The sequence below is a fragment of the Candidatus Pelagisphaera phototrophica genome (assembly GCF_014529625.1).
In the GTDB taxonomy this organism is placed as follows: Bacteria; Verrucomicrobiota; Verrucomicrobiia; order Opitutales; family Opitutaceae; genus Pelagisphaera; species Pelagisphaera phototrophica.
In genome coordinates, this window is record NZ_CP076039.1 from 413,844 (window position 1) to 435,550 (window position 21,707).

Genomic DNA, 21,707 nt, shown 5'->3' on the forward strand with positions numbered 1-21,707 from the left:
TTCTACTGTTGGGAACTGTTGTAAATCAGATGTTATTTTCTTCAATTCAAATCATATAGATTGGATTTGAGCTTAGAGAGTTGACGCACGCAAATCCATCTATCAACAACACGTTTTCTTAAGGCCATATTGCTATTAAGATGCGATTTAAAAAACCATCCTCAATCCTCTTTGCGATAGCGGGTACACAATCCTCCTTGCCGCTGGCGAACGCTGCAGTTTCGCCCGCCCCCGAGAGTCTCTTCACTGTGTTTGGATTGCCCATTACCAACAGCTTGGTGACGAGTTGGGTGATCGTGATTCTATTAATAGTAGGGATACGCATCATGATCGGTGGTCGTCCGCAACTGATTCCGGGTCGTGGTCAGGCGATCATTGAGAATTTGCTCGTTGGGTTGAGGGACATGATTGAGCCGATCGTCGGAAAAAAAGCGGTTATGGCGACACTACCGTTTGTGCTTGGTTTCTTTGTCTACATCCTGATCCAGAACTGGAGCGGGTTGCTGCCGGGTGTGGGTACTCTGGGTATGGGCTATGTGGACGCAGATGGCCACTTTCATATTACGCGGCCTTGGATAAGGCCGGCTAACGCAGATTGGAATGGCACGATGGCGTTGGCGATCGTCGCGATGGTGGGCTGGGCTTACATAATTTTAAAGTACGCGGGTTTCAAAGCACTCGTAGTCGACCTTTTTGGCAACAAAGCAAACAAAACGGAAGTGGGCACAGTGATGTGGGTGATGCTCATCCCAATCTTTCTCTTTGTGGGGCTGATCGAAGTTGTTTCGATAGCGATTCGTCCGCTAACTCTTTCCGTCCGCTTGTTTGGAAATATTTTTGGCGGTGAGAATCTGCTTCATGGGATGAACTTCATCCCTGTCTTCTATTTTCTAGAGTTGCTGGTCGGAATCGTCCAGGCACTCGTATTCATTCTCCTATTTAGCGTATACATCGGTTTGATTTGTAATCACGACGATGGACATGAACATGCCGAACACTAGCCACTTTTGCGATTCGGGACCATGCAAAAAGCGTGGGCGGTCGCATTAATACTAACAGAATAATATATAATACAATGTTGAACCTATTAGCAGAAATTAACGGAAATATCGCTTCGGGCCTTGGTGTCCTTGGTTGCGGCCTCGGTGTTGGACTGGTCGGAATGAAGGCTGCGGAAGCAGTGGGACGCAACCCAGGTGCTTCAGGAAAGATCCTTGTTCAAGCCATTATCGGTATGGCGCTTGCGGAAGGTCTGGGCGTTATGGCCCTATTCTTGGCGAGTTAAAAAGATTTAGTGGTGAGCCACTCCAGACGGGTGGCTCACCTTTTTAAATATCATTAATCTACTCATGATCGACCTCATTTCAGTAATTGCTGCCGCAGATCCGCATGCCGCGGCTGAATCTGCAGGCCTCGTGGAGAAGTTCGGCATTCACGTGGGTCACATCGTGATGCAGGTGATCAGCTTTTCGATTCTTGCCTACGTACTCTATCGATTTGCTTTTAAACCTGTTCTTGCGACCCTTGATGATCGCAACAGCCAAATCGCTGATGGGCTGAAGTACGCGGAAGACATGAAGTCCAAGTTAGCGGAAGCTGAGGCTGAGCACAAAGAGATTATTCAAAAGGCGTCTCAGGAAGCGCAGCAGATTGTGAACGAAGCGAGAACCGTAGCCGAAGAGAATATATCGAAGTCTTCCCAGGATGCTGTCGTTCGGGCCGAGGAGATCATCTCAAAAGCGGAGCAGCAGATCGAAATGGATCGGAAGAAAATGCTGTCCGAGGCAAGAAGCGAGATTGCCCGGCTCGTCGTGTCCACGACCAGCAAGGTCCTTTCAAAGGAGTTGTCTGCCGACGACCGAAATCGTTATACCGAATCAGCCAGTTCTCAGTTGGTCGAGAGCAGCAATTAATTTATTGAGCTCCATGAAGCAGGACAAGCAGATCAAAAATTTCGCCAAGCAGCTTCTCCAGGCCAGCCTAGATAGTGGCGAGGTGTCTGCGGAGCGGGTTGACGGAGTCCTTAAATCCTTGTCCAAGAATCCTCCTCGCCACCATGTCGCAACTTTAAAGACGTATTTAAAGCTTGTCGAAAGGGAAGTGGCCAAAGGCACCGCTGTCATTAACTACGCTGGCGAGCTTAGCTCCGACATGATCGCAGGAATCGTAAATCAACTTTCTGCAAAGTATGGACGCACCATCACTTCCGTCTTACGTGAAGACCCTAGTCTAATTGCGGGATTGCGCGTGGTGGTTGATTGTGACGTCTATGATGCCTCGATCGCCAGTAGCCTTGCCTCCCTAGAAACCTCACTCTCCTAATTTTTCCTTAGAATCCATTTAATAAATACAGAAGTATAATGAGTTCCGTCATCGAACAGATTGAACAGCAGATAGCAAATATCCAAACGAAAACCGTTGCCACCAATACCGGCAAGATCTTGTCCGTCGGTGATGGCGTAGCGAAGATCGATGGGCTTTCGGAAGTGATGTACAACGAAATGATCGATTTCCCTGGTGGAGCGATCGGGATCGCTTTGAATTTGGAGGAAGACGAAGTAGGAGCGGTTATTCTTGGTGAGTCAAATCACTTGAAAGAGGGCGACGAAGTAAAATGTACGGGAACCCTGCTTTCAGTTCCGGTTGGAAAAGGGATGCTCGGCCGAGTAGTGGATGCATTGGGTCGTCCGGTTGATGGTAAGGGTGCGATCGATACAACGGAATCTTATCCCGTTGAGAAAATAGCCCCCGGAATTATCGAGCGGAAATCTGTGGACCAGCCACTTATGACCGGTATCCAGGCAATCGATTCGATGATTCCGATTGGTCGTGGTCAGCGTGAGCTCATTATTGGTGACCGTGGAACGGGTAAAACAACGATCGCGATTGATACGATTATCAACCAGGCGAACATCAATAAGGTGGGGCTCGCTTCGGGCGATCCTGATTTCCGTCCGGTTTATTCCATTTACGTCGCCGTAGGACAAAAGAATTCAAACGTCGCTCGTACCTTGGGCGTTCTGGAAGAAAAAGGTGCCCTTGAGTATACGATTGTGGTTTCGGCACCGGCAGCTGACTCGGCAGCGAATCAGTATTTGGCTCCCTATACAGGGGCAGCTTTGGGCGAATGGTTTATGGCCAATGGTCAGGATGCCTTGATCGTCTATGATGATCTTTCTAAGCACGCGGCGGCCTACCGTCAGATGTCTTTGATTTTGAAACGACCATCGGGACGTGAAGCCTATCCGGGAGATGTTTTCTATCTTCACTCACGGCTGCTCGAACGCTCGGCTCGGGTCAATGAAGACAATGGTAATGGATCCCTCACAGCGCTTCCCATCATTGAAACGTTGGCCGGTGACCTTTCCGCCTACATCCCGACTAATGTAATTTCGATTACAGATGGGCAGATCTTTTTAGAAACCGATCTTTTCAACCAAGGCATCCGTCCTGCTGTATCAGTGGGACTTTCCGTATCTCGAGTAGGATCTGCTGCCCAGATTAAAGCGACTAAGCAAGTCGCGGGTAAGATCAAACTTGAGCTGGCTCAGTTCCGTGAATTGGCGGCGTTTGCCCAGTTTGGTTCCGACCTCGATGCCAAAACGAGAGCTCAGCTAGATCGTGGCGCGCGGATTGTAGAGCTTTTTAAGCAACCCGCTTTCAACCCAATTGCGATTGAGCAGCAAGTAGGTGTGCTTTGGGCGATGCAGAATAATTACTTCGACGATATCGACGTCTCCAAAATGGTATCGGCTAGTGATTCCCTGAGAGATTTCCTAGTATCCCGAAAAGAAGCATTACTTACCAGCATACGCGAGAAGGCTAAGATTGACGACGATCTCTCAAGCCAGCTTAAAACTGCTGTTGATGAGTGGAAAAACAGTTTTCAGGCATAGCGGACGGCAAATACTAGTTAGCTGCGATTAACGATTCTAAAGAATGCCAAATCTAAGAGAAATCCGCCGCCGTATTAAGTCGGTTAAGAATACTCGCCAAATTACAAAGGCGATGGAGCTTGTTGCGGCCTCGAAGATGAAAAAGGCGCAGCAAGCAGCTATCTCTGGGCAACCATACGCAGCCTTGCTCGCAGAAACGCTTTCCCATATTTCGTCTCGTATTGAGGAACTGGATCATCCGTTTTTCAAGGAGCGGGAAGTTAAGACAAGAGGTATCATTATTGTCAGTACAGACCGTGGATTGTGTGGACCTTTGAATGGAAATTTAATTCGCGAGATCTTAAACTCCAAAGAAGAGATGAAGTTCGTGAGTGTCGGTAGAAAAGGAAGACAATTCCTTAGCCGGACAAATCGCGACTTGCTGGCCGATTTTGAGATTGGAGACGCGGTTAAATATACGAAAGTTAAGCAGCTTACGGAGTTTATGATCGATAAGTACCTCTCTGGCGAAGTGGATACGGTCGAGATTTTGTACCCTCGTTTTGTAAACGTACTGACTCAAGCTCCTTCATTCGGGAAACTACTTCCAATTACAGGACTGGACGACATGATTACAGAGTTGCGGGGCAAAGATTCCCAACCTTTTGAATCGTCCAGTGATGATCGCAATTTCGTTTTCGAGCCGGATCCTGTCTCGATTTTGAACGAACTTCTACCGCTTTTCGTTGATCGCCAAGCGTACCAAGCAATTCTGAGTGCCCGAGCTTCAGAGCATAGTGCACGAATGGTTGCTATGAAAACCGCTAAAGACAATGCCTCGAAACTACTTGATTCACTTACATTGCAATTCAACAAAGCGCGTCAAGCTGCCATTACCCAAGAAATCCTAGAAATCGCAGCTGCTACCTCGCAAGAATAGGCGACTAACTAAACACTTTCCCAATTCATCTTTAATAAACAATGAGTAACACTGGAAAAATCCTCCAAGTAATCGGCCCTGTCGTGGACGTCCAATTTTCTAAAGACGCTTTGCCTTCGATTTATCAAGCGTTGACAATTGATTTCACTGTCTCCGGTGAAAATCAGAAACTGACTCTAGAAGTGCAACAGCATTTAGGTGAAGGAGTTGTCCGCTCGGTCGCGATGTCTTCCACCGAAGGTCTCAAACGGGACATGGAGGTCACAGATTCGGGAGCTCCCATTTCGGTTCCCGTGGGCGAGGGAGTTTTGGGACGCATTTTCAATGTAACAGGGGACGCTGTAGACGATCGAGGTCCTGTTAAATATGATAAGCACTACCCGATTCACCGTCCAGCACCTCCTCTAACTGAGCAAGACACCAAGGCCAATATTCTGGAAACCGGAATTAAGGTCATCGATCTCATTTGCCCTTTCATCAAGGGGGGTAAGGTTGGCGCCTTTGGTGGTGCGGGTGTAGGCAAGACCGTTGTTATCATGGAGTTGATTAACAACATCGCCAAGACCCATGGTGGTTATTCACTATTCGCAGGGGTGGGGGAGCGTTCTCGTGAAGGTAACGATTTGTATCACGAAATGTCCGACTCAGGCGTTATTGATCAAGAGAATCTCGAAAACTCAAAAGTGGCTCTGGTATACGGACAGATGAACGAGCCACCAGGAGCCCGTATGCGCGTGGCTCTCTCCGCTCTTTCCATGGCGGAATACTTCCGCGATGAGAAGAATCAGGACGTACTTTTATTCGTCGACAACATTTTCCGTTTCTCTCAAGCGGGATCGGAGGTATCCGCTTTGCTAGGACGTTCGCCTTCTGCTGTTGGGTACCAGCCGACACTCTCTTCTGAAATGGGTACACTTCAGGAGCGTATTACTTCCACGAAGAAGGGTTCGGTAACGTCTTTCCAGGCTGTCTATGTTCCAGCGGACGATTTGACGGACCCTGCTCCGGCGAATACATTTGCCCACCTCGATTCAACGATCGTTCTGGAACGTGCGATTGCCGACTTGGGAATCTATCCGGCAGTTGACCCTCTCTCCTCGGTTTCCAAAGCGCTCGAACCTGCAGTTGTGGGCGACGAGCACTACGATGTCGCTCGCGGTGTCCAGCGCGTTCTGCAACGTTACAACGATTTACAGGATATCATCGCAATCTTGGGACTCGATGAGTTATCTCCAGAGGACAAGCAAACCGTCTATCGGGCCCGAAAGATCCAAAAATTCCTATCGCAGCCCTTCAATGTGGCGGAAGTATTCACTGGCTTCCCCGGCAAGATCGTTCCTGTGGCCGACACGATTAAAGGATTCAAGATGATCCTAGATGGTGAGCTCGATCACATCGCTGAAAACGACTTCTACATGAAGGGTGGAATCGACGAAGTTCTCGAAGCCTCCAGTAAGGAGTAAATTTGTAATCCCCCCAGTAAAACCAAATGAATATCGAAATCGTTACACCAGAGGCCAGAGTCTACGAGGATACGATTGAATCTGTAGTTATGCCGACGACTTCAGGAGAGATCGATATTCTTCCAGGCCACATTCCAATCGTGACCGAGGTACAAGCCGGTGAGCTTATCGTTTCGAAATCCGGAACCCGTCAAAGTTTAGCCATTAGCAAAGGCTTTGCCCAATGCGTAGGCGATAAGATCTCAATTCTAGCAGAAGACGCGATTCACATCGACGAAATCGATGAATCCGCGGTGGAGGAGGCCCAAAAACGTGCGGAAGAGGCTCTCGCCACAATGGAAAAAATGTCCGACGAAGAAGTGGCCATGCTAGAAACACAAATTTCGTATGCTAGAGCACAAATTCTGGTTAAGCGGAAAAGAAAGTAGCCTACAAGGCATACAAGAGCAAATCGAAATCAATTCAACTAAAACACATTAGCGTGTCGCATTGGTGTTTCAATGCAAAATGAACTAAATAAAATTTTAAGAGATTCGTTCTTCTATTCAAAGTCTGAGTTTACTACCAAATATCGAGATTCGGTTATAGGCGGGCTCTGGATCGTACTAAATCCTATCCTTATGTTAGGATTGTATGTCTTGGTATTTGGATATATCTTTGGGGGAAGCTTTAGTCCTTCAGGTACTAAAATGGAGTATGGAATAGGGATATATGTTGGCCTTTCTCTTTATGGTTTAATTGGTGAAACTCTGAGTTCGGCACCAAACCTAATATTGTCGAAAAGCGGATTGGTTGGTAAGATATCGTTCCCGTTGGAGATTATTCCTCTGACAAGCCTGTTACAATCAATATACAGATTTTTAATATCGATCTTTATTTCTCTCATTTTTGCGATTTTTTATAAATTGGAAATTAGCCCAATTTTGTTTATTTTGCCGATAATAGTGGTACCAGTATTATTATTAGCCTGTGGAATAGCCTTTTTGTTTTCTGCACTAGGTGTTTTTTTTAGAGATCTTCAGAATGTTACTAATTTGCTCAGTAGGGGATTATTTTTCGCTTCCGCGATATTCTATCCAATAAATTCAATACCGGAGGATATTTTTAATTATTTAAAATATAATCCAGTTGTTCTGGCTATTGATTCTGCTCGAAATCTTATATTATGGGGGGAAATCCCAAATTATAACCAACTAATTTATTTATATTGTTTTTCTATCGTAACTTTTATCGTCGGTCTTACAGTGTATCGTAATCTCAAAAAAGCATTCGCAGATGTCATTTAAAGAGGCCAGAATACTAATAAAAATAGAAAACGTAAGCAAAGTTTATGAAATATGGAAGTCTCCTGCTTCAAGACTTTTAGTACCCTTTTATAAATGGATAACAGAGAGGATAGCTTCTGGTAGACTTTCTGAAATGCTAAATAATCGCATTAATCAACAGTTAGAGCACTTTACTGCACTTTCATCAATTAACTTTGAGTTGAGACGAGGTCAGGCAATCGGAATAGTCGGTCGCAATGGTGCAGGTAAGTCAACGTTGCTAAAAATCATTACAGGTGTTTTGCGGCCAACTACTGGGACTGTGGTAAAAAAGGGTAGAATCAATGCACTCTTGGAGTTGGGCACTGGCTTCAATTCTGACCTAACAGGAATTGAAAATATCTATCTTAATGGTTCATTGATCGGTATCAAGAAAGCGGAGTTAGATGAGAAATTGGGTGACATTGAGAGGTTCGCTGAAATCGGGAATTTTATTAACCAACCGGTAAAAAGATATTCGTCTGGAATGAAAATGCGTTTAGCTTTTGCTGTTACAACCTGCTTAGATCCTGATGTTCTTATCATCGATGAGGCTCTTGCTGTGGGCGACGACGCGTTTAGAAGAAAGTGCTATTCAAGAATTGAAGATTTGAGGGCTAAAGGTTGTGCACTTTTATTTGTTTCCCATGCAGCTGGAACAGTAATTCAACTTTGTGATGCTGCGATACTCTTGTCTGCGGGTAAGATGGTGCAGAAAGGTTCTCCAAAATTGGTAATCGGTACCCATCAAAGACTGATGAATGCTTCCAAGGAAGAGGAAGGTAATATAATAGAGAAAATTGAATCCGAAAATTTGGATTCACAAGAAACATTCGATAGTAAGCAGAAGCAGAAAACAGTTTCGCTTGAGGGTTTTTATGATCGGAATTTGACCTCGAAAAGCAAAGTAGAATTTGAGCCAAAAGGAGCTATAATTGAAAATATCCGCTTAACTGATTTTGAGAACAACAAACTCAACGTTTTGGAAAAAGGTAAACGGTATAGATTAAATTATGAAGTTTCATTTTGCGAAAATTGCAAATCTGTTAGATTCAGTATGCTCATCAAAACAACTGAAGGATTTGCGTTAGGCGGAATGGTTACCGATCAAATTAGCAAAGGGATAAGAAGCGTAAAAAAAGGAACACGTATATTTTTAGATTTTTATTTTCGTTGTAATTTAACACCTGGAACCTATTTTATTAACGCTGGTGTGAAGGGATTATTCGAAGAGACTGAAATATTTCATCATAGAATTCTTGACGCTTTAGTTTTCAGGGTTAGCGAAGAAGATAACAATGTTATAACTTCATTTGTAGATTTTGATATTAACTGTAAAGTTTCAACCTTGTAGGCTGATTCTTAAACGTTTCAGATTTTGACCTACTCCTTGTATCTGAGTTCCGCTAGAAGTGAAGGGCCTCTTTCGTCGTATTTATTGGACTGGTGGCTGATTCTAAAGTAAACATAAAGGGATTCTAAATCGCAAATTTGGCAGAGATTATTGTTTGCATGGTTTTTGTTAGAGATTGCAGATCGATCTGACCTGATTGTGGCTGGGGCTCCAGTCATACACTAATTGACGAATTTGGTTTAAGCTATTCGAACGGATGTCCTTTGAGTGTTTCTGGGCTAATCCATTCTGTAGAATTATCTCCACAACAATTTGTCAGCCGAAACGAGAATATACTATACAAAGTTAGCAATAGTCCAGCTCTCCATGGCTAATCCTGCGAATTCAAGTCGGACACGGGATTGACCTACCTTGCCGAGAAGATCGGCGAGGTAGTTTAGGAACTGGGGCACTTTACGCTCAGAATTCTATTAGTTAGTTTCGACTTACAGGGTAAGCGTTAAAAAATCGACGCTCTTTCAAAATACTCATTATTTGTCTAGATTGTCTTTGTGAACAAGGGCAAAGGCAAGCGATACAGCAAAGAGGAGTGCGACGAGCTACTGCAGCTTTTCGTCGAAAGCGGATACAGTTCCTTGCGCTTCTGTAAAGAGATGGGGCTGTGCTGCGGCACATTAAAGCACTAGCTTTTCAGTGAAACCGGTGGAAATGTAGAGATTCATCCGCGAGCACCTTGCCTCGGAGGAAGGCTTCGGGGACGGGCAGGCCAAGGCCTTCGCGTGGAAAAAGCGTCCAACAATCACGCTCGAACAAGGTGCATATTGAGGATCATAAGACACGAAAAGCTTCCGGCGGGCGAGTTCGACTCCGCCAACGGCTACTCTCTCTTCCACTGGGACTATCTCTCGGCCTATCTTGAAAAAGCCAGGTGGAGATAGACAACAACGGAATGGAGAGCTCGATCCGTCCTTCGGCAAAAAGAACTGGCTCGTTGTTGGCCACCCGGAAGCGGGCAACCGCGCGCCGGTTCTATACTTATCAGTTACCTGCAACTTGACGTCGCGTCGTTCGATTACCTGACACCGCCTCTCAGGACAGACTTGAGTAAGCTTTCGCAAGACGAGCTTTCTAAGCTCACGTCATCGGCATAGGCAAAATCAAGGAGGCAGATTTAGTACCGCTTACACTGAGTCTAGAGGACAGGCCGATCAGTGAGCAAGGACGACGAAAGCCCAGAGTTTTTGGACCTAATAAACATGATTTTTTGCTCAACCCTTGCCTGAGGAAACGACCGGTTTCTCGAGCTTGATCTTCTTGAATGTATCTATGGTCCAGCGTCTGGTTGGTGACTTAGTGCTTCAGGCAGAGTGTTTTCCCTTGCTCGCGCCACCATCCGGTGTGGACTGGTTCTTTTGGTAGGAGCATTTTTCTGTTGAAAATCTGTGTTTGTGAAGCAGCTCCCTGAACGATACGCAGTTCTCCGCCTCCCGAAGGATGCGGATGATCTCCTCTTCCTTGTAGCGTTTGCCTTTTCTTCCGCTCATATTGATGATCGAAATTCTCTCAATCTAAATGGCACTGTTTAAGGGGAGCAGGTCAAACCAGTTAAGATTCAGCAGCCTTCAACTGATACCCTAGAATAGAGTAATTTATCAGACAAAGGTTAAAAAAGGCTAATCTAGAAAAGGTGGAACTTGACAGCTTTCGCCAAGATAGTCTGATCAAGGTAGTTAGTAACTAAGCAATTCCTCAATCGTACAATCTTAAAGACTAATCAAATAATATAAATGCAGTTAATTGTCCTTGGAATGCATCGATCGGGCACGTCAGCTTTAGGTCGCATATTGAATATGATGGGTGCCTATTTTGGTGATGAAGGTAGTGGTACCGGTGCCAACGAGGAGAATCCCAAGGGATTTTGGGAAAGACGAGATGTGCGCGAGCTAAACGATGACATTTTGAATTCTGCAGATTGTGATTGGAATCGGATTAGTGCCTTTGAAGTAGACAAACTTAGCGCATCCGTCAAAAAATCGTTTAAAACTCGGTCTGCAAAGATCATTCTAGAAATGGATGGCCATAGGCCTTGGTTTTTAAAGGAACCAAGACTTTGTCTCCTCTTTGAGCTGTGGAAAGATCAGTTAGAAATTCCGATAGTTATTCATATTTATAGAAACCCGATCGAAGTAGCACAAAGCTTATACAAAAGAAACAAGATTCCAAATAGTACCGGAATTGCATTATGGGAAAAATATAATTCGACCGCATTTCAAGCTTCTATAGGCAAGCCTCGAATCATCATATCTCATAGAAATTTGATGATCGATCCGATAGCTGAAACTTCAAAATTATATAATCAGCTTAATGAATTTGGAGTTCCGAATCTAAGAATGCCTTCGAAGAGAGAACTTTCGTCTTTTATTCAAAAAGATTTATATAGGCAAAAATTTTCAGATAAGGATCTGCCACTTTTCCTGACACGACAACAAACGCGTCTCTTTAGGGAGATCAAAAGTGAGAAAATACTTCATCACAAAAAGCTCCCAGAGGTTTCAACGGCAACGGTAAAGAATCTACTACAATACGAAGAATCCCTTCAGCAACAAGAGTATGAGTTGTCTGAGTATTTGAACAAAAATCAGAAGTCTATAATTGTGCAATCCAATGATAGGATAGCCTCTCTGAAAATCGAGTTAACCAAAAAGGAAAGCCAAAGGAAACTGATAAAAGGTGAACTCGACCAGTCACGTAGGGACCATGGGGCCCTCAAGCGTGAATTCAAGGCGCTCGGCGAAAAGGAATCGAAAGCCAGGATTGAAATGAAGCAGGTTTTCGGAAAGGAACTTGAATCGCTCAAGGGCAAGTTGGGGGAGAAGGAGGTTCAACGGGAACTGATAAAAGGTGAGCTCGACCAGTCACGTAGGGACCATGGGGCCCTCAAGCGTGAATTCAAGGCGCTCGGCGAAAAGGAATCGAAAGCCAGGATTGAAATGAAGCAGGTTTTCGGAAAGGAACTTGAATCGCTCAAGGGCAAGTTGGGGGAGAAGGAGGTTCAACGGAAACTGATAAAAGGTGAACTCGACCAGTCACGTAGGGACCATGGGGCCCTCAAGCGTGAATTCAAGGCGCTCGGCGAAAAGGAATCGAAAGCCAGGATTGAAATGAAGCAGGTGTTCGAAAAGGAACTAGAATTGCTCAAGGGCAAGTTGGGGGAGAAGGAGGTTCAACGGAAACTGATAAAAGGTGAACTCGACCAGTCACGTAGGGACCATGGGGCCCTCAAGCGTGAATTCAAGGCGCTCGGCGAAAAGGAATCGAAAGCCAGGATTGAAATGAAGCAGGTTTTCGAAAAGGAACTAGAATTGCTCAAGGGCAAGTTGGGGGAGAAGGAGGGTCAAAGAAAACTGATAAAAGAGGCGACTGAAAGAGAGTTTATATATAAAGAACGTATCAATAAACTAACTGCGATAAATGCGGCAAACGAAGCCGAAAAAATGCAATCCCTCAAAAGGATTGAAGACATTGAAAAGATCTTAGCAATAGAAAGAGAAAAGGTTATTGAAATTGAGGCACTCAGCGAAAAGGAACTTGAATCGCTCAAGGGCAAGTTGGGGGAGAAGGAGGGTCAAAGAAAACTGATAAAAGGGGAGCTCGACTTGTTTAGAATTAACCTAGATCTAGTCGAACAAAATGCAAAAGATACTATAAAAGAGGCGACTGAAAGAGAGTTTATATATAAAGAACGTATCAATAAACTAACTGCGATAAATGCGGCAAACGAAGCCGAAAAAATGCATACCCTCAGAAAGATTGAAGACATTGAAAAGATCTTAGCAATAGAAAGAGAAAAAGTTAATGAAATTGAGGCACTCAGCGGAAAGGAACTTGAATCACTCAAGGGCAAGTTGGGGGAGAAGGAGGGTCAAATAAAACTGATAAAAGGGGAGCTCGACTTGTTTAGAATTAACCTAGATCTAGTCGAACAAAATGCAAAAGATACTATAAAAGAGGCGACTGAAAGAGAGTTTATATATAAAGAACGTATCAATAAACTCACTGCGATAAATGCGGCAAACGAAGCCGAAAAAATGAATACCCTCATAAAGATTGAAGGCATTGAAAAGACCTTAGCAATAGAAAGAGAAAAAGTTATTGAAATTGGAGAGAGGTATTCTAACCAAGAAGACTATTTTAAACTTAGAATCGATGAATTTAAACTGAAACAGTTACACGATTTGGAAACTTCTAATAGAATTAAAAATAGATTAGAATTTCAAATAAAAAGACAAAATCTCCATTCAGAGTTTTTGCGTAATTTTTCAATAAATTTAGAGCAATTTGTTACTATTCAAAAGGAATATTGCAAAAAATTATTAGACGAAATTGAAAAACTAGCCAATTCCAATTGGAAGAAATATAGTCAATTCATTTACATAGCAATCAGTAAGTTTTTCAAAAGTTTTGAATCGCAAAATCCAAATGATTACATAGATAATTTGAAAGAAAATTATCTCAAAATAGTTTCTTGTCAAAATCTTTCTCTTCAATCTATACAGGAACTTCTCAAAGAAAATATACATTCTACTAGTATAAATTATATAAATGAGTATGGAAAAATAAGCCTAGTACCTATTAATGACTATTGCATAGACACTAGTATGATGAAACTCGATATCGTTGTTTGCGTGCACAATGCCCTTGAAGACGTGAAAAATTGTTTAGAGTCGATTAAGAAACATACACATTTAAATTATTTCTTATATATAGTAGATGACGGTTCCGACATTGATACACAGAAGTACCTTCAAAAATATAGTAGGCAAAACACACAGACTATTCTAATTACAAATGAAAAACCAATTGGCTATACAAAGTCAGCTAACATTGGATTAAGAGCTAGCACTGCTGATTATGTTATTTTATTAAATAGTGATACCATTGTAACCCCAAATTGGGGTAGTAAGTTAATACAGTGTGGAGAAAGAGATACTAGTATTGGAATCATCGGACCACTATCCAACGCTGCAAGTTGGCAATCGATACCAGAACGCTATAGCCCGGAAGGTGATTGGATGGTTAACGAAATCCCATCTAATATGAAAATTGAAGAAATGGGTAGATTGGTATCAAATATTTCCAAAAGAGAGTATCCAAAAGTTGCTTTGTTGAATGGTTTCTGTTTCGCAATTAAACGGCGAGTTATTGAAAGCATTGGTTTCTTTGATGAAGAGTCGTTTCCACAAGGATACGGGGAGGAAAATGACTATTGCTTTAGAGCAGTCGCGGCTGGGTATCAACTTGCTATCGCAGACGATACTTATATATTTCACGCAAAATCCAAAAGTTTTACACATGAAGGTAGGAGGCGGCTGGCAAAAGAAGGTGGAGAAAAGCTAAAAGAGCTACACGGAAAAGAGAGTATTGATTCCGCAGTAAAGACTCTCCGCGAATCACGTACTTTGGGCAATATGCGAAAAGCAGTACGGTTTTCAATAAATTTTGAGGAAGATTCTTTCGACAATGGTTTCATAAATACTAAATTAAGAGTTCTATTCCTCTTGCCTGTAAGTGGTGGTGGTGGCGGTGTTCACTCTATAGTTCAAGAAACTATTGGTATCAGAAAGCTCGGTAGATACGCTAGAATTGCTGTTCCATTAAAACATAAAGTTAAGTACCAATTGGCCTATCCGAACGAATGGCGAGAGGTCTTTCATTTCTATGATTCGAAAAACGAATTATTCTCTTACGCGTGTAATTTTAACGTTGTTGTAGCTACTATCTTTACTTCAGTTAAATTACTTTCAGAAATAATAGATCGTTATTCTAATATAATACCTGCCTACTATATACAAGATTATGAACCTTGGATTGTTGACAAAAAGAGCGAATTATACAACGAAGCACTAAATTCCTACAATTTGGTTTCTCCAAATAACTGCTTTGCAAAAACAAAGTGGCTCTGTGATACATTGATGAAGAAGCATAACGTCAAAGTTCACAAGATTAAACCTAGTGTTGATCATAATATTTATTATTGTGCGAGATCAAAACAAGATTCTAAAAATAAAACAATTAACATATGCGCGATGATTAGGCCCAAAACACCACGACGAAATGCAGAAATGACAATGAAGGTGTTAAGTAAGGTAAAGAATAGCAACCCTGAATTTATTAACATACTTATATTTGGGTGTGATGAGGAGGATCCGTTTTTTAAAAATTGTCATCGAAATTTCGATTATTCTAATTACGGACACATTACCCGGGAAGGAGTTAGTAAAATTCTTAGAAAGAGTCACATTTTTTTAGATCTTTCAGTCTACCAAGCTTTTGGTCGTACTGGGCTCGAAGCCATGGCTTGCGGATGCGTTCCAGTTTTACCCAAGTCAGGGGGCGTTTACGAATATGCGATCAGTCGAGTAAACGCAGCAATTGTAGATACAAATGAGGGAAGTGAAAATGAGATAATCGACAATATAAATTCATTGTTAAAGGATCGATCTAAACTATCAGACTATCGAGAAGAAGGTATAAAGACTGCTAAACGTTTTACAATAGAAGAATCTGCATGGTCTGAAATAGCCTTTTTCGAAAAAATAACTAGAAATCCAAGGACTATAAATAAATGAACTAGAGAGCAGTAGTCATGGCTTCGGGCTGCGTTTATGAAACATTTCATTTCAGGAATCAATTGTGAACCGACCAGACTATAAAAAAAATATTTAAAACCGGTGTAGGAGGATTCATTGGCTCACATTAAGCTGAACCTTGCGTTTTTAAAAGCTATCAAGCTCGGGCGTTTGTATACTACTATAATTTTAATAGAAGGGAATTTCTTCATAAAAGTGAAGTCAAGAATGATTTAGTCGTTCTTAGGGTTGATATATGCGATTTTGATTCTGTGATTATGCATTGGATGGCTGCGACACGTTTATTCTAATAGCTGCGTTGAAAAGAATCCCTTATTCCTGGATTTCTCGTCAAACCACACCAGGACGAATATAGCTAGCATATATAACATTTCTGAAAATTCGCGAATACATGGGATCGTTCGAATAGTTGTGACCTCGACATGTGAGACCAATGGGACAGCTCAGTTGATCCCAATTAACGAGGAGAACCCTTTAGGCACCCAGTCACCCTATTCATCAACTAAAATCGCAGTTAAACAGAATGCACTAAGCTATTTTTGTCCAGTCGATTTTCCAGTTTGAGTTATCCGTCTATTTAATACCTTTGCTTCACGACAACCAGCACGGACCTTTATTCCGACGATTATATCTCAATTTCAATCTGGCGTAAAAGCTATCAAAATTGGGAATATGAGCCCAATACGTGATTTAGCTTTCGTAGAAGGTCCTGCTGAAGGCTCTTTTTTTGGTATAGAATATGACTCATTAGTGGGAAGTGCGACAAATATCGGCATGAGGGGAGAAATTATTATGGGTGATTTACTTAAGAAAATCGTTTAGTTAGTTGGAAGAGATATCAGCTTTGAAGTAGACCCTTTACCTGGCCGACCGACTAATGGTGAAGTTGAGTGCCTTTATTGCGTTAACAGTAGAATATTGGAATATATTGATTGTTTACCTTAATATAATTTAAATAAAGGGCTGTTAGGTACTATTAAATGGTGTAAATCCAATTTGGATTATTCTAAACACAATCTTTATAAGGACTAAAAATGACTACAATATGAAAGTTGTAGTACTAGCAGGAAGTCTTGGAACTAGGTTGCGTCCCTTTATCCGAAGCGAATACTAAACCTAAACTAACCATCAGCGAGGAATCACTATTAGAGATTCAAATCTCCTGTTTGAATAGTTATGGATAGATTCATATTTCTAGCAAAGGCACAAACTTGTCAGGTTAGAGAATGGCTTATATCTTTGTTTCTATTAAAAATTTACTTGAATAGACTCAGTTTTTTAATTTTAATCCAGCCTACAGGTACATGTTTGACGACGGTTTCATTGGAAGAGTATTTGTTGAAACTGAACGTCCTCAAATTGATTGTCTTTATCGTATCATAAACAAAATTACGTAAAGAAATTCCTCTTAATACCGTCTAGGCGTTTCTTTTAACTTGAGATAGTCCCTCACTGCTCGAACAACTACCAAAGTTACTAGGCTCCAGTCGTTCAAAAATTCTGGGCTAACCTGGTTCATCCGATGGATTCTTGTGCTTAGAATTTAGCTGCTTTGACCTTAGACACTCAGAGCAACAATCTATAATCTAGCTTTTCCGAATAGCAAAAATAGTTGGATTCTTTACAAATTGATTGTTGGTCACATCAAAGCACTGCTATCTACTATTAGATTTTAAAGATCTTATCGATTGATGTACCATACGAATCTGGCGAGATTTTTCTTGAGGCTGCCGTAGTGGACTCCCGTAACTTTGGATGATACCGATCCAAAGATTGTTTACTTCGGGCATAAAAAAATCGAGAATTTAATTAACTAATAAGACTTGTAAAACCTCTTATCTAAATTGAAAGTATCAGATACGGCTTTTGTGGATTCACCATCAATATCGATCAAAACAAAGGTTTCAGCGTATACTGGTTGGTCGAACATTAATGATAATTTCTTGCTATGTTTTTTGTGACTCCAATGGTGCTGGTCTACTGGTGAGTCAATATTGTGAATTAGATTACTGTCGCTTGACCGGACGGGACCAATCCCGTAAATAGAAAATGACGAAATTTTACCTTTTAAACAAAGCGGATTAAGTAGGTTTGTAAACTCTAACATAGTCATATGATTTGGATGGCCCTTCCAATTTGACCAGTAAAATTTAAATCCATTTTGAAAAAGGTATGGATCTGCGTCAAAAAAAGGCTGCCTAATTATTACAAATTCTCGTGAGACTTTTACGGCTTGCTGGACAATTTTTGTAAAGTCGAATATACTGGGAATGTGTTCTGAGAAATGGTGCATTATCGTAAACCGAACTTTTGAACTGATATCGATATTCGTTATATCGCATACTTTCGCATTAAAACCAGATTTGATTGTCTGTTCAACCTTGTTGGGATCTATATCTAAACCAAGTCCTTTGCCCTCAGCGTTAAAGGTCTTACCGTAGAGTTTCAAAGATCCACCGGAGCTGCATCCAAAATCTAAAAATTCAAATTCTGTAGTATCAATGGTATGGCTTAACATAAATAGTTCTGGGTAATGAAATTAAAAATATATTCGTAGGCGAAAATCTTAGATAAAATTGAAATTCGCAATTTGAGAATGGTTTATTGTGGTGAAGATTAAAGCGTTATGTTCAGCGGTCTGTCAAAACATAAGCGATCTCTTCAGACCCTATTTTAGGAAGACTTCCGTCCCATTACACTATACCGTCGATAGTTTTAACTTCCACGAAAGAGTTGAAAATTGTGTAAGTCTAATTTGATTAGTCGAGATTGTACCAGGGAAATATGGCCCTTTTGTACCGACAATCGGTATTTCCGAGGGTAGTTTGCTAACAAGTATGAACATTTGAAGGAAGAGGCTTTCGTTCGTCAGGATAGAGTAATAGACAAAAATTGTCTCAGTTGCTATCATGCCTATTCCCAATTTTCGATCGCCACCAACCTTCACAGGGTTTGTGTAAAAGGGATGTGTTTAACGATAGGGATGTCACCGTTACGGACTTTAAGAAATTTGATCGCGGTCGAACAGAAAGTAGACCAATACACCATAACTATCGATACCACGATTACGAAAACTTCGATAAAGGTCTTAGGGAAATGGAGGAGATTCCCTAGCATTGGTTGGAAAGGGAATGGCCATTATAACGATTCAATTGATTGGGTTTCCTGTACTCTAAAAGATAAGCAGGGTGGAGAATTATTTTATGACAGTGTCGGAGAGGTGGGGAATGCAATGTTGCGTTGCCTAGAATCTAAAGCTCATCCAAATATTTGATTAGAAAATTCCCATAGCAAAGTTTCAATAATGCATCGGAACTTGAAATGTGGGGGCAAATTCGATTTCCGATGGTTTCATTGACATCCAGACGTGCTCTAAGCCTACAACAAGAAACTTTGCAAAAAGCAGCTAAGCACGTTGTTGGTCTGTGTTATTAGTTTGAGTAAAGCAGACTTTTAGGCTGAGAAAACACTTGCATCCAATATACCCTCTAGTCGCTCTAGGAATATTCAGCTATTGCTTACACGGTATTTAAGTTCTGACGTCCGTTACGAGAGAAATCTAAATTTCTGGATCAGGCACTAACTTGGTTTTGTTGTTTTACTCATAATAAAGTTCAAATAATCATCTGCCATAGAAAAATCCGATTTGAAATTAAGAGACAAAATATTTTTAATCTTTATTTCATAATCTCCAGGACAGGAACGAATTTCAATAAGTTTATCTAACCAAGTTTTAGCGTCGAACTGTTCGACAGTCCAGCTACAATTATCTTTTCTAGAACGTAGATAGGGTTCACCCAAGCGGCTGTGCAATATGGGTGTTCCGCACAACAATGATTCAGAATACACGTTGCTATAGGTCTCTGCCCAAATTGATGGTAATAAGGTAACTAGGGGCCTTAAATTTCTATAGATTTTAGACAACTCAAGTCTTTCATATGATCCGTGAATATGGGTGTTAGGTAGAGTCTTTGGATTAACATCTGGAAAACCGCCAAAAATATGAAAGACGAAATTTGTACTAATTTCGTGATTTCTAAGAATAATTTCTTCAATAAGATCAAGACCTTTATCTATATTGATATTCCCCAAAATAACGACGTTGTTCACTAGTCGCTCATTGAAACAAAGCGGTTTTTCCTTTTGCAAATCAGTCCCATTATTAATCACTGTGTTGGGTTTTTCTCTTAATTCGGGATAAATCGAATCAATCAAATTCTTACAATAAATACTATTAAATATGAAACCTTTAATATATGTAAAAGATTCTTTAACCTTTTGCCTCCAAACGGACACAAAAACCTTTTTTAGTGGAGAATGTAAGATGATATTATTTTCTGTTTTGCAATCTTCCGTTAATGAATTACATTTGCCGCAGCAAAATTCTGTTGATTCATTTATTAGAGTGTATTTCGGGCATATTATATAATAGTCGTGCACGGAAAAATATGTGCTAATCCCATAATCATATAGCAATTTTAGAAGACTAGGGTTCCAATAAATGAAATGCCTAACTAGGCAGATAGATGGTGTAATCAGGCCTATAATATCCTTGAGGGCAAATTGCCTTTCCGTGTGATCAAAATTTTCGACTCTCCAAGGGGTCTGAAAAATCACGCTCTTAATAAATACCCTATCATTTTCATCTAATCGATAGAGATTCCAATGGTGAATTTCTGTCATTAGAATATAGCAATTAAAATGTATTGCTAAATGTTTTGATAAAAAATGGGTAGTCATTTGTATACCCCCCTTGCTGTCTGGGATAACTATTAAAATCGAGGGTTTTTCTTCATCGGAACCTGAATCGTTGATATTAATAAAGGAACGCTGTTTATTGAAGCTATTTCTAATAAGATCAATAATACCATCTCTGCTAAAAAGGTCAACTTTTTGAAAATATGATGGATATAGATCACTAATTATTTTATTCGAAACTAACAATAAATCAGGTTTATCAACTCCATGAGAACCAGCATCCCGATGATATATTATTGTTTTGTAGTCTAGGTAATGGAATAATCCAAGTTTTGATAATTTTTGACAGAAATCTACCTCTGAACCATAGCCAACAGGAAAACGAATTTCATCAAAACAGTTAACTTGTGCGATTGCTTGCATTGTTATAAGCATGCAACTTCCGTGACCCGTTGGAATGGTTGGGTATTTCTCGAGTTTTAGCTTATCGAGATAGTGTTGCCTAATATTTCGTTCATGAGGGTCGTCGACGTAAGAGCGATCCGTTATTGATGGGAAAGAAAAAGCACCTGAATTATCAAAAAAAGGGGTGATGGTAGCTACGTTCTCGCAAGAGGACATACAGTTGATTAAGTTTTTATACCAATTATCAGACACTTCAACATCTGAGTTTAATATAATAGTATGGTTATTCGCTTTTTGGAGAATTTGGTTAACGGATTTTGTGTAGCCGAGATTTTTTTTGTTAGAAATGGTAACAAGATTTTTCCACGTTGACCTGAATTCTTCAATAGTTTTTTCTATTTCCGGATCAGTACTAGCGTCATCAACCAAAATAACACGGACAATCTTGGGGGTATATTGCAGGATAGAATGAAGACATAAGACAAGATAGTCGTTTGCATTATAAATAGGAATCAGAATATCTGGATAGGCTTTTATTGCGTGCATAGAAACGGAAATTGATAAATAATTTCATGGAAAGGGAATCGTCAAATAGGCACTGTTTAGGAAAGTTGTATCAGGACGAATCGATTCAAGCGAAGTCGAACAAGTTGAGTTCGGCAACCAAAAAAAGGAGAACTAGTAGTCGGGTTCGTTGGGCGTAAGGATTTTGCTTTTGATATTGATGGATGCTAGGTTACAAGAATTCTTTAATGTTTGGCCTAAAAAATCAGATTGAATTGTTGTAGAATCCGATTGGAAACGCCTTCGCGTTTTATCTGGTGTAACAGTATATGCGGGGAAGTGTAAGGTGATCAGGTTTATTGTCGATGTGCAGGTAATAAACGTTTCCGACGAAAGAAAACTAAGGTTGGAAATTCGCTCTAAGATAGGTGCTTTGGTAACGTTTTGGTGGGGGGGATATAGATCAAGCTCCTCGAATAACTAGGAAATGATGGCCGTTTAGGATCCATTTGAA

16 protein-coding genes are annotated in these 21,707 nt (G+C 41.1%); 13 read left to right on the forward strand and 3 right to left on the reverse strand.

From position 1 onward, the window contains the following. Window positions 1–140 precede the first annotated feature (140 nt). The 10 genes from GA004_RS01960 (at window position 141) to GA004_RS02005 (ending at window position 8,936) form a co-directional block, all read left to right on the forward strand. On the forward strand, window positions 141–1,001 hold the full coding sequence (locus GA004_RS01960) for a F0F1 ATP synthase subunit A (protein WP_283395609.1): 861 nt from the start codon (window positions 141–143) through the stop codon (window positions 999–1,001). A gap of 74 nt (window positions 1,002–1,075) precedes the next feature. Further along, window positions 1,076–1,285 (forward strand): ATPase, encoded by a 210-nt coding sequence (locus GA004_RS01965; protein ID WP_283395610.1) that lies wholly within the window; start codon window positions 1,076–1,078, stop codon window positions 1,283–1,285. Between the two features lie 64 nt (window positions 1,286–1,349). Continuing rightward, window positions 1,350–1,913 (forward strand): F0F1 ATP synthase subunit B, encoded by a 564-nt coding sequence (atpF, locus tag GA004_RS01970; protein ID WP_283395611.1) that lies wholly within the window; start codon window positions 1,350–1,352, stop codon window positions 1,911–1,913. Between the two features lie 13 nt (window positions 1,914–1,926). Beyond that, complete coding sequence (locus tag GA004_RS01975; RefSeq protein WP_283395612.1) at window positions 1,927–2,322, forward strand: F0F1 ATP synthase subunit delta; 396 nt, start codon at window positions 1,927–1,929, stop codon at window positions 2,320–2,322. Between the two features lie 38 nt (window positions 2,323–2,360). Further along, window positions 2,361–3,896, forward strand: a complete 1,536-nt coding sequence (gene atpA / locus GA004_RS01980) for a F0F1 ATP synthase subunit alpha (RefSeq protein WP_283395613.1) — start codon at window positions 2,361–2,363, stop codon at window positions 3,894–3,896. A 43-nt stretch (window positions 3,897–3,939) separates the two neighbouring features. Beyond that, window positions 3,940–4,815 (forward strand): ATP synthase F1 subunit gamma, encoded by an 876-nt coding sequence (gene atpG / locus GA004_RS01985; protein ID WP_283395614.1) that lies wholly within the window; start codon window positions 3,940–3,942, stop codon window positions 4,813–4,815. A gap of 41 nt (window positions 4,816–4,856) precedes the next feature. Next, the gene (gene atpD, locus GA004_RS01990; RefSeq protein WP_283395615.1) at window positions 4,857–6,278 is read left to right on the forward strand and encodes a F0F1 ATP synthase subunit beta; all 1,422 of its coding nucleotides are present in this window, start codon (window positions 4,857–4,859) and stop codon (window positions 6,276–6,278) included. 26 nt (window positions 6,279–6,304) lie between these two features. Next, complete coding sequence (gene atpC, locus GA004_RS01995) at window positions 6,305–6,706, forward strand: ATP synthase F1 subunit epsilon (protein ID WP_283395616.1); 402 nt, start codon at window positions 6,305–6,307, stop codon at window positions 6,704–6,706. 72 nt (window positions 6,707–6,778) lie between these two features. Continuing rightward, on the forward strand, window positions 6,779–7,564 hold the full coding sequence (locus GA004_RS02000; RefSeq protein WP_283395617.1) for an ABC transporter permease: 786 nt from the start codon (window positions 6,779–6,781) through the stop codon (window positions 7,562–7,564). After that, complete coding sequence (locus GA004_RS02005; protein ID WP_283395618.1) at window positions 7,554–8,936, forward strand: ABC transporter ATP-binding protein; 1,383 nt, start codon at window positions 7,554–7,556, stop codon at window positions 8,934–8,936. The genes GA004_RS02000 and GA004_RS02005 overlap by 11 nt, the downstream gene beginning before the upstream one ends. 1,358 nt (window positions 8,937–10,294) lie before the next feature. Here GA004_RS02005 and GA004_RS02010 read toward each other — a convergent pair. After that, entirely contained in the window at window positions 10,295–10,480 is a 186-nt protein-coding gene (locus GA004_RS02010) for a hypothetical protein (protein ID WP_283395619.1), read from the reverse strand. A 243-nt stretch (window positions 10,481–10,723) separates the two neighbouring features. Here GA004_RS02010 and GA004_RS02015 point away from each other — a divergent pair, with 243 nt between their 5' ends. The 3 genes from GA004_RS02015 to GA004_RS02020 all read left to right on the forward strand — a co-directional run bounded on the left by GA004_RS02015 (window position 10,724) and on the right by GA004_RS02020 (window position 16,408). Next, window positions 10,724–15,565, forward strand: coding sequence for a glycosyltransferase (locus GA004_RS02015; protein ID WP_283395620.1), 4,842 nt, complete (start codon window positions 10,724–10,726; stop codon window positions 15,563–15,565). Between the two features lie 339 nt (window positions 15,566–15,904). After that, window positions 15,905–16,150, forward strand: coding sequence for a GDP-mannose 4,6-dehydratase (locus tag GA004_RS18070; RefSeq protein ID WP_425492917.1), 246 nt, complete (start codon window positions 15,905–15,907; stop codon window positions 16,148–16,150). A gap of 108 nt (window positions 16,151–16,258) precedes the next feature. Next, entirely contained in the window at window positions 16,259–16,408 is a 150-nt protein-coding gene (locus tag GA004_RS02020; protein WP_283395621.1) for a hypothetical protein, read from the forward strand. 991 nt (window positions 16,409–17,399) lie between these two features. Here GA004_RS02020 and GA004_RS02025 read toward each other — a convergent pair. Next, window positions 17,400–18,104: a hypothetical protein gene (locus tag GA004_RS02025; RefSeq protein WP_283395622.1), complete on the reverse strand. Its 705-nt coding sequence runs from the start codon at window positions 18,102–18,104 to the stop codon at window positions 17,400–17,402. 1,061 nt (window positions 18,105–19,165) lie between these two features. Next, on the reverse strand, window positions 19,166–21,235 hold the full coding sequence (locus GA004_RS02030; RefSeq protein WP_283395623.1) for a glycosyltransferase: 2,070 nt from the start codon (window positions 21,233–21,235) through the stop codon (window positions 19,166–19,168). Window positions 21,236–21,707: the final 472 nt, after the last annotated feature.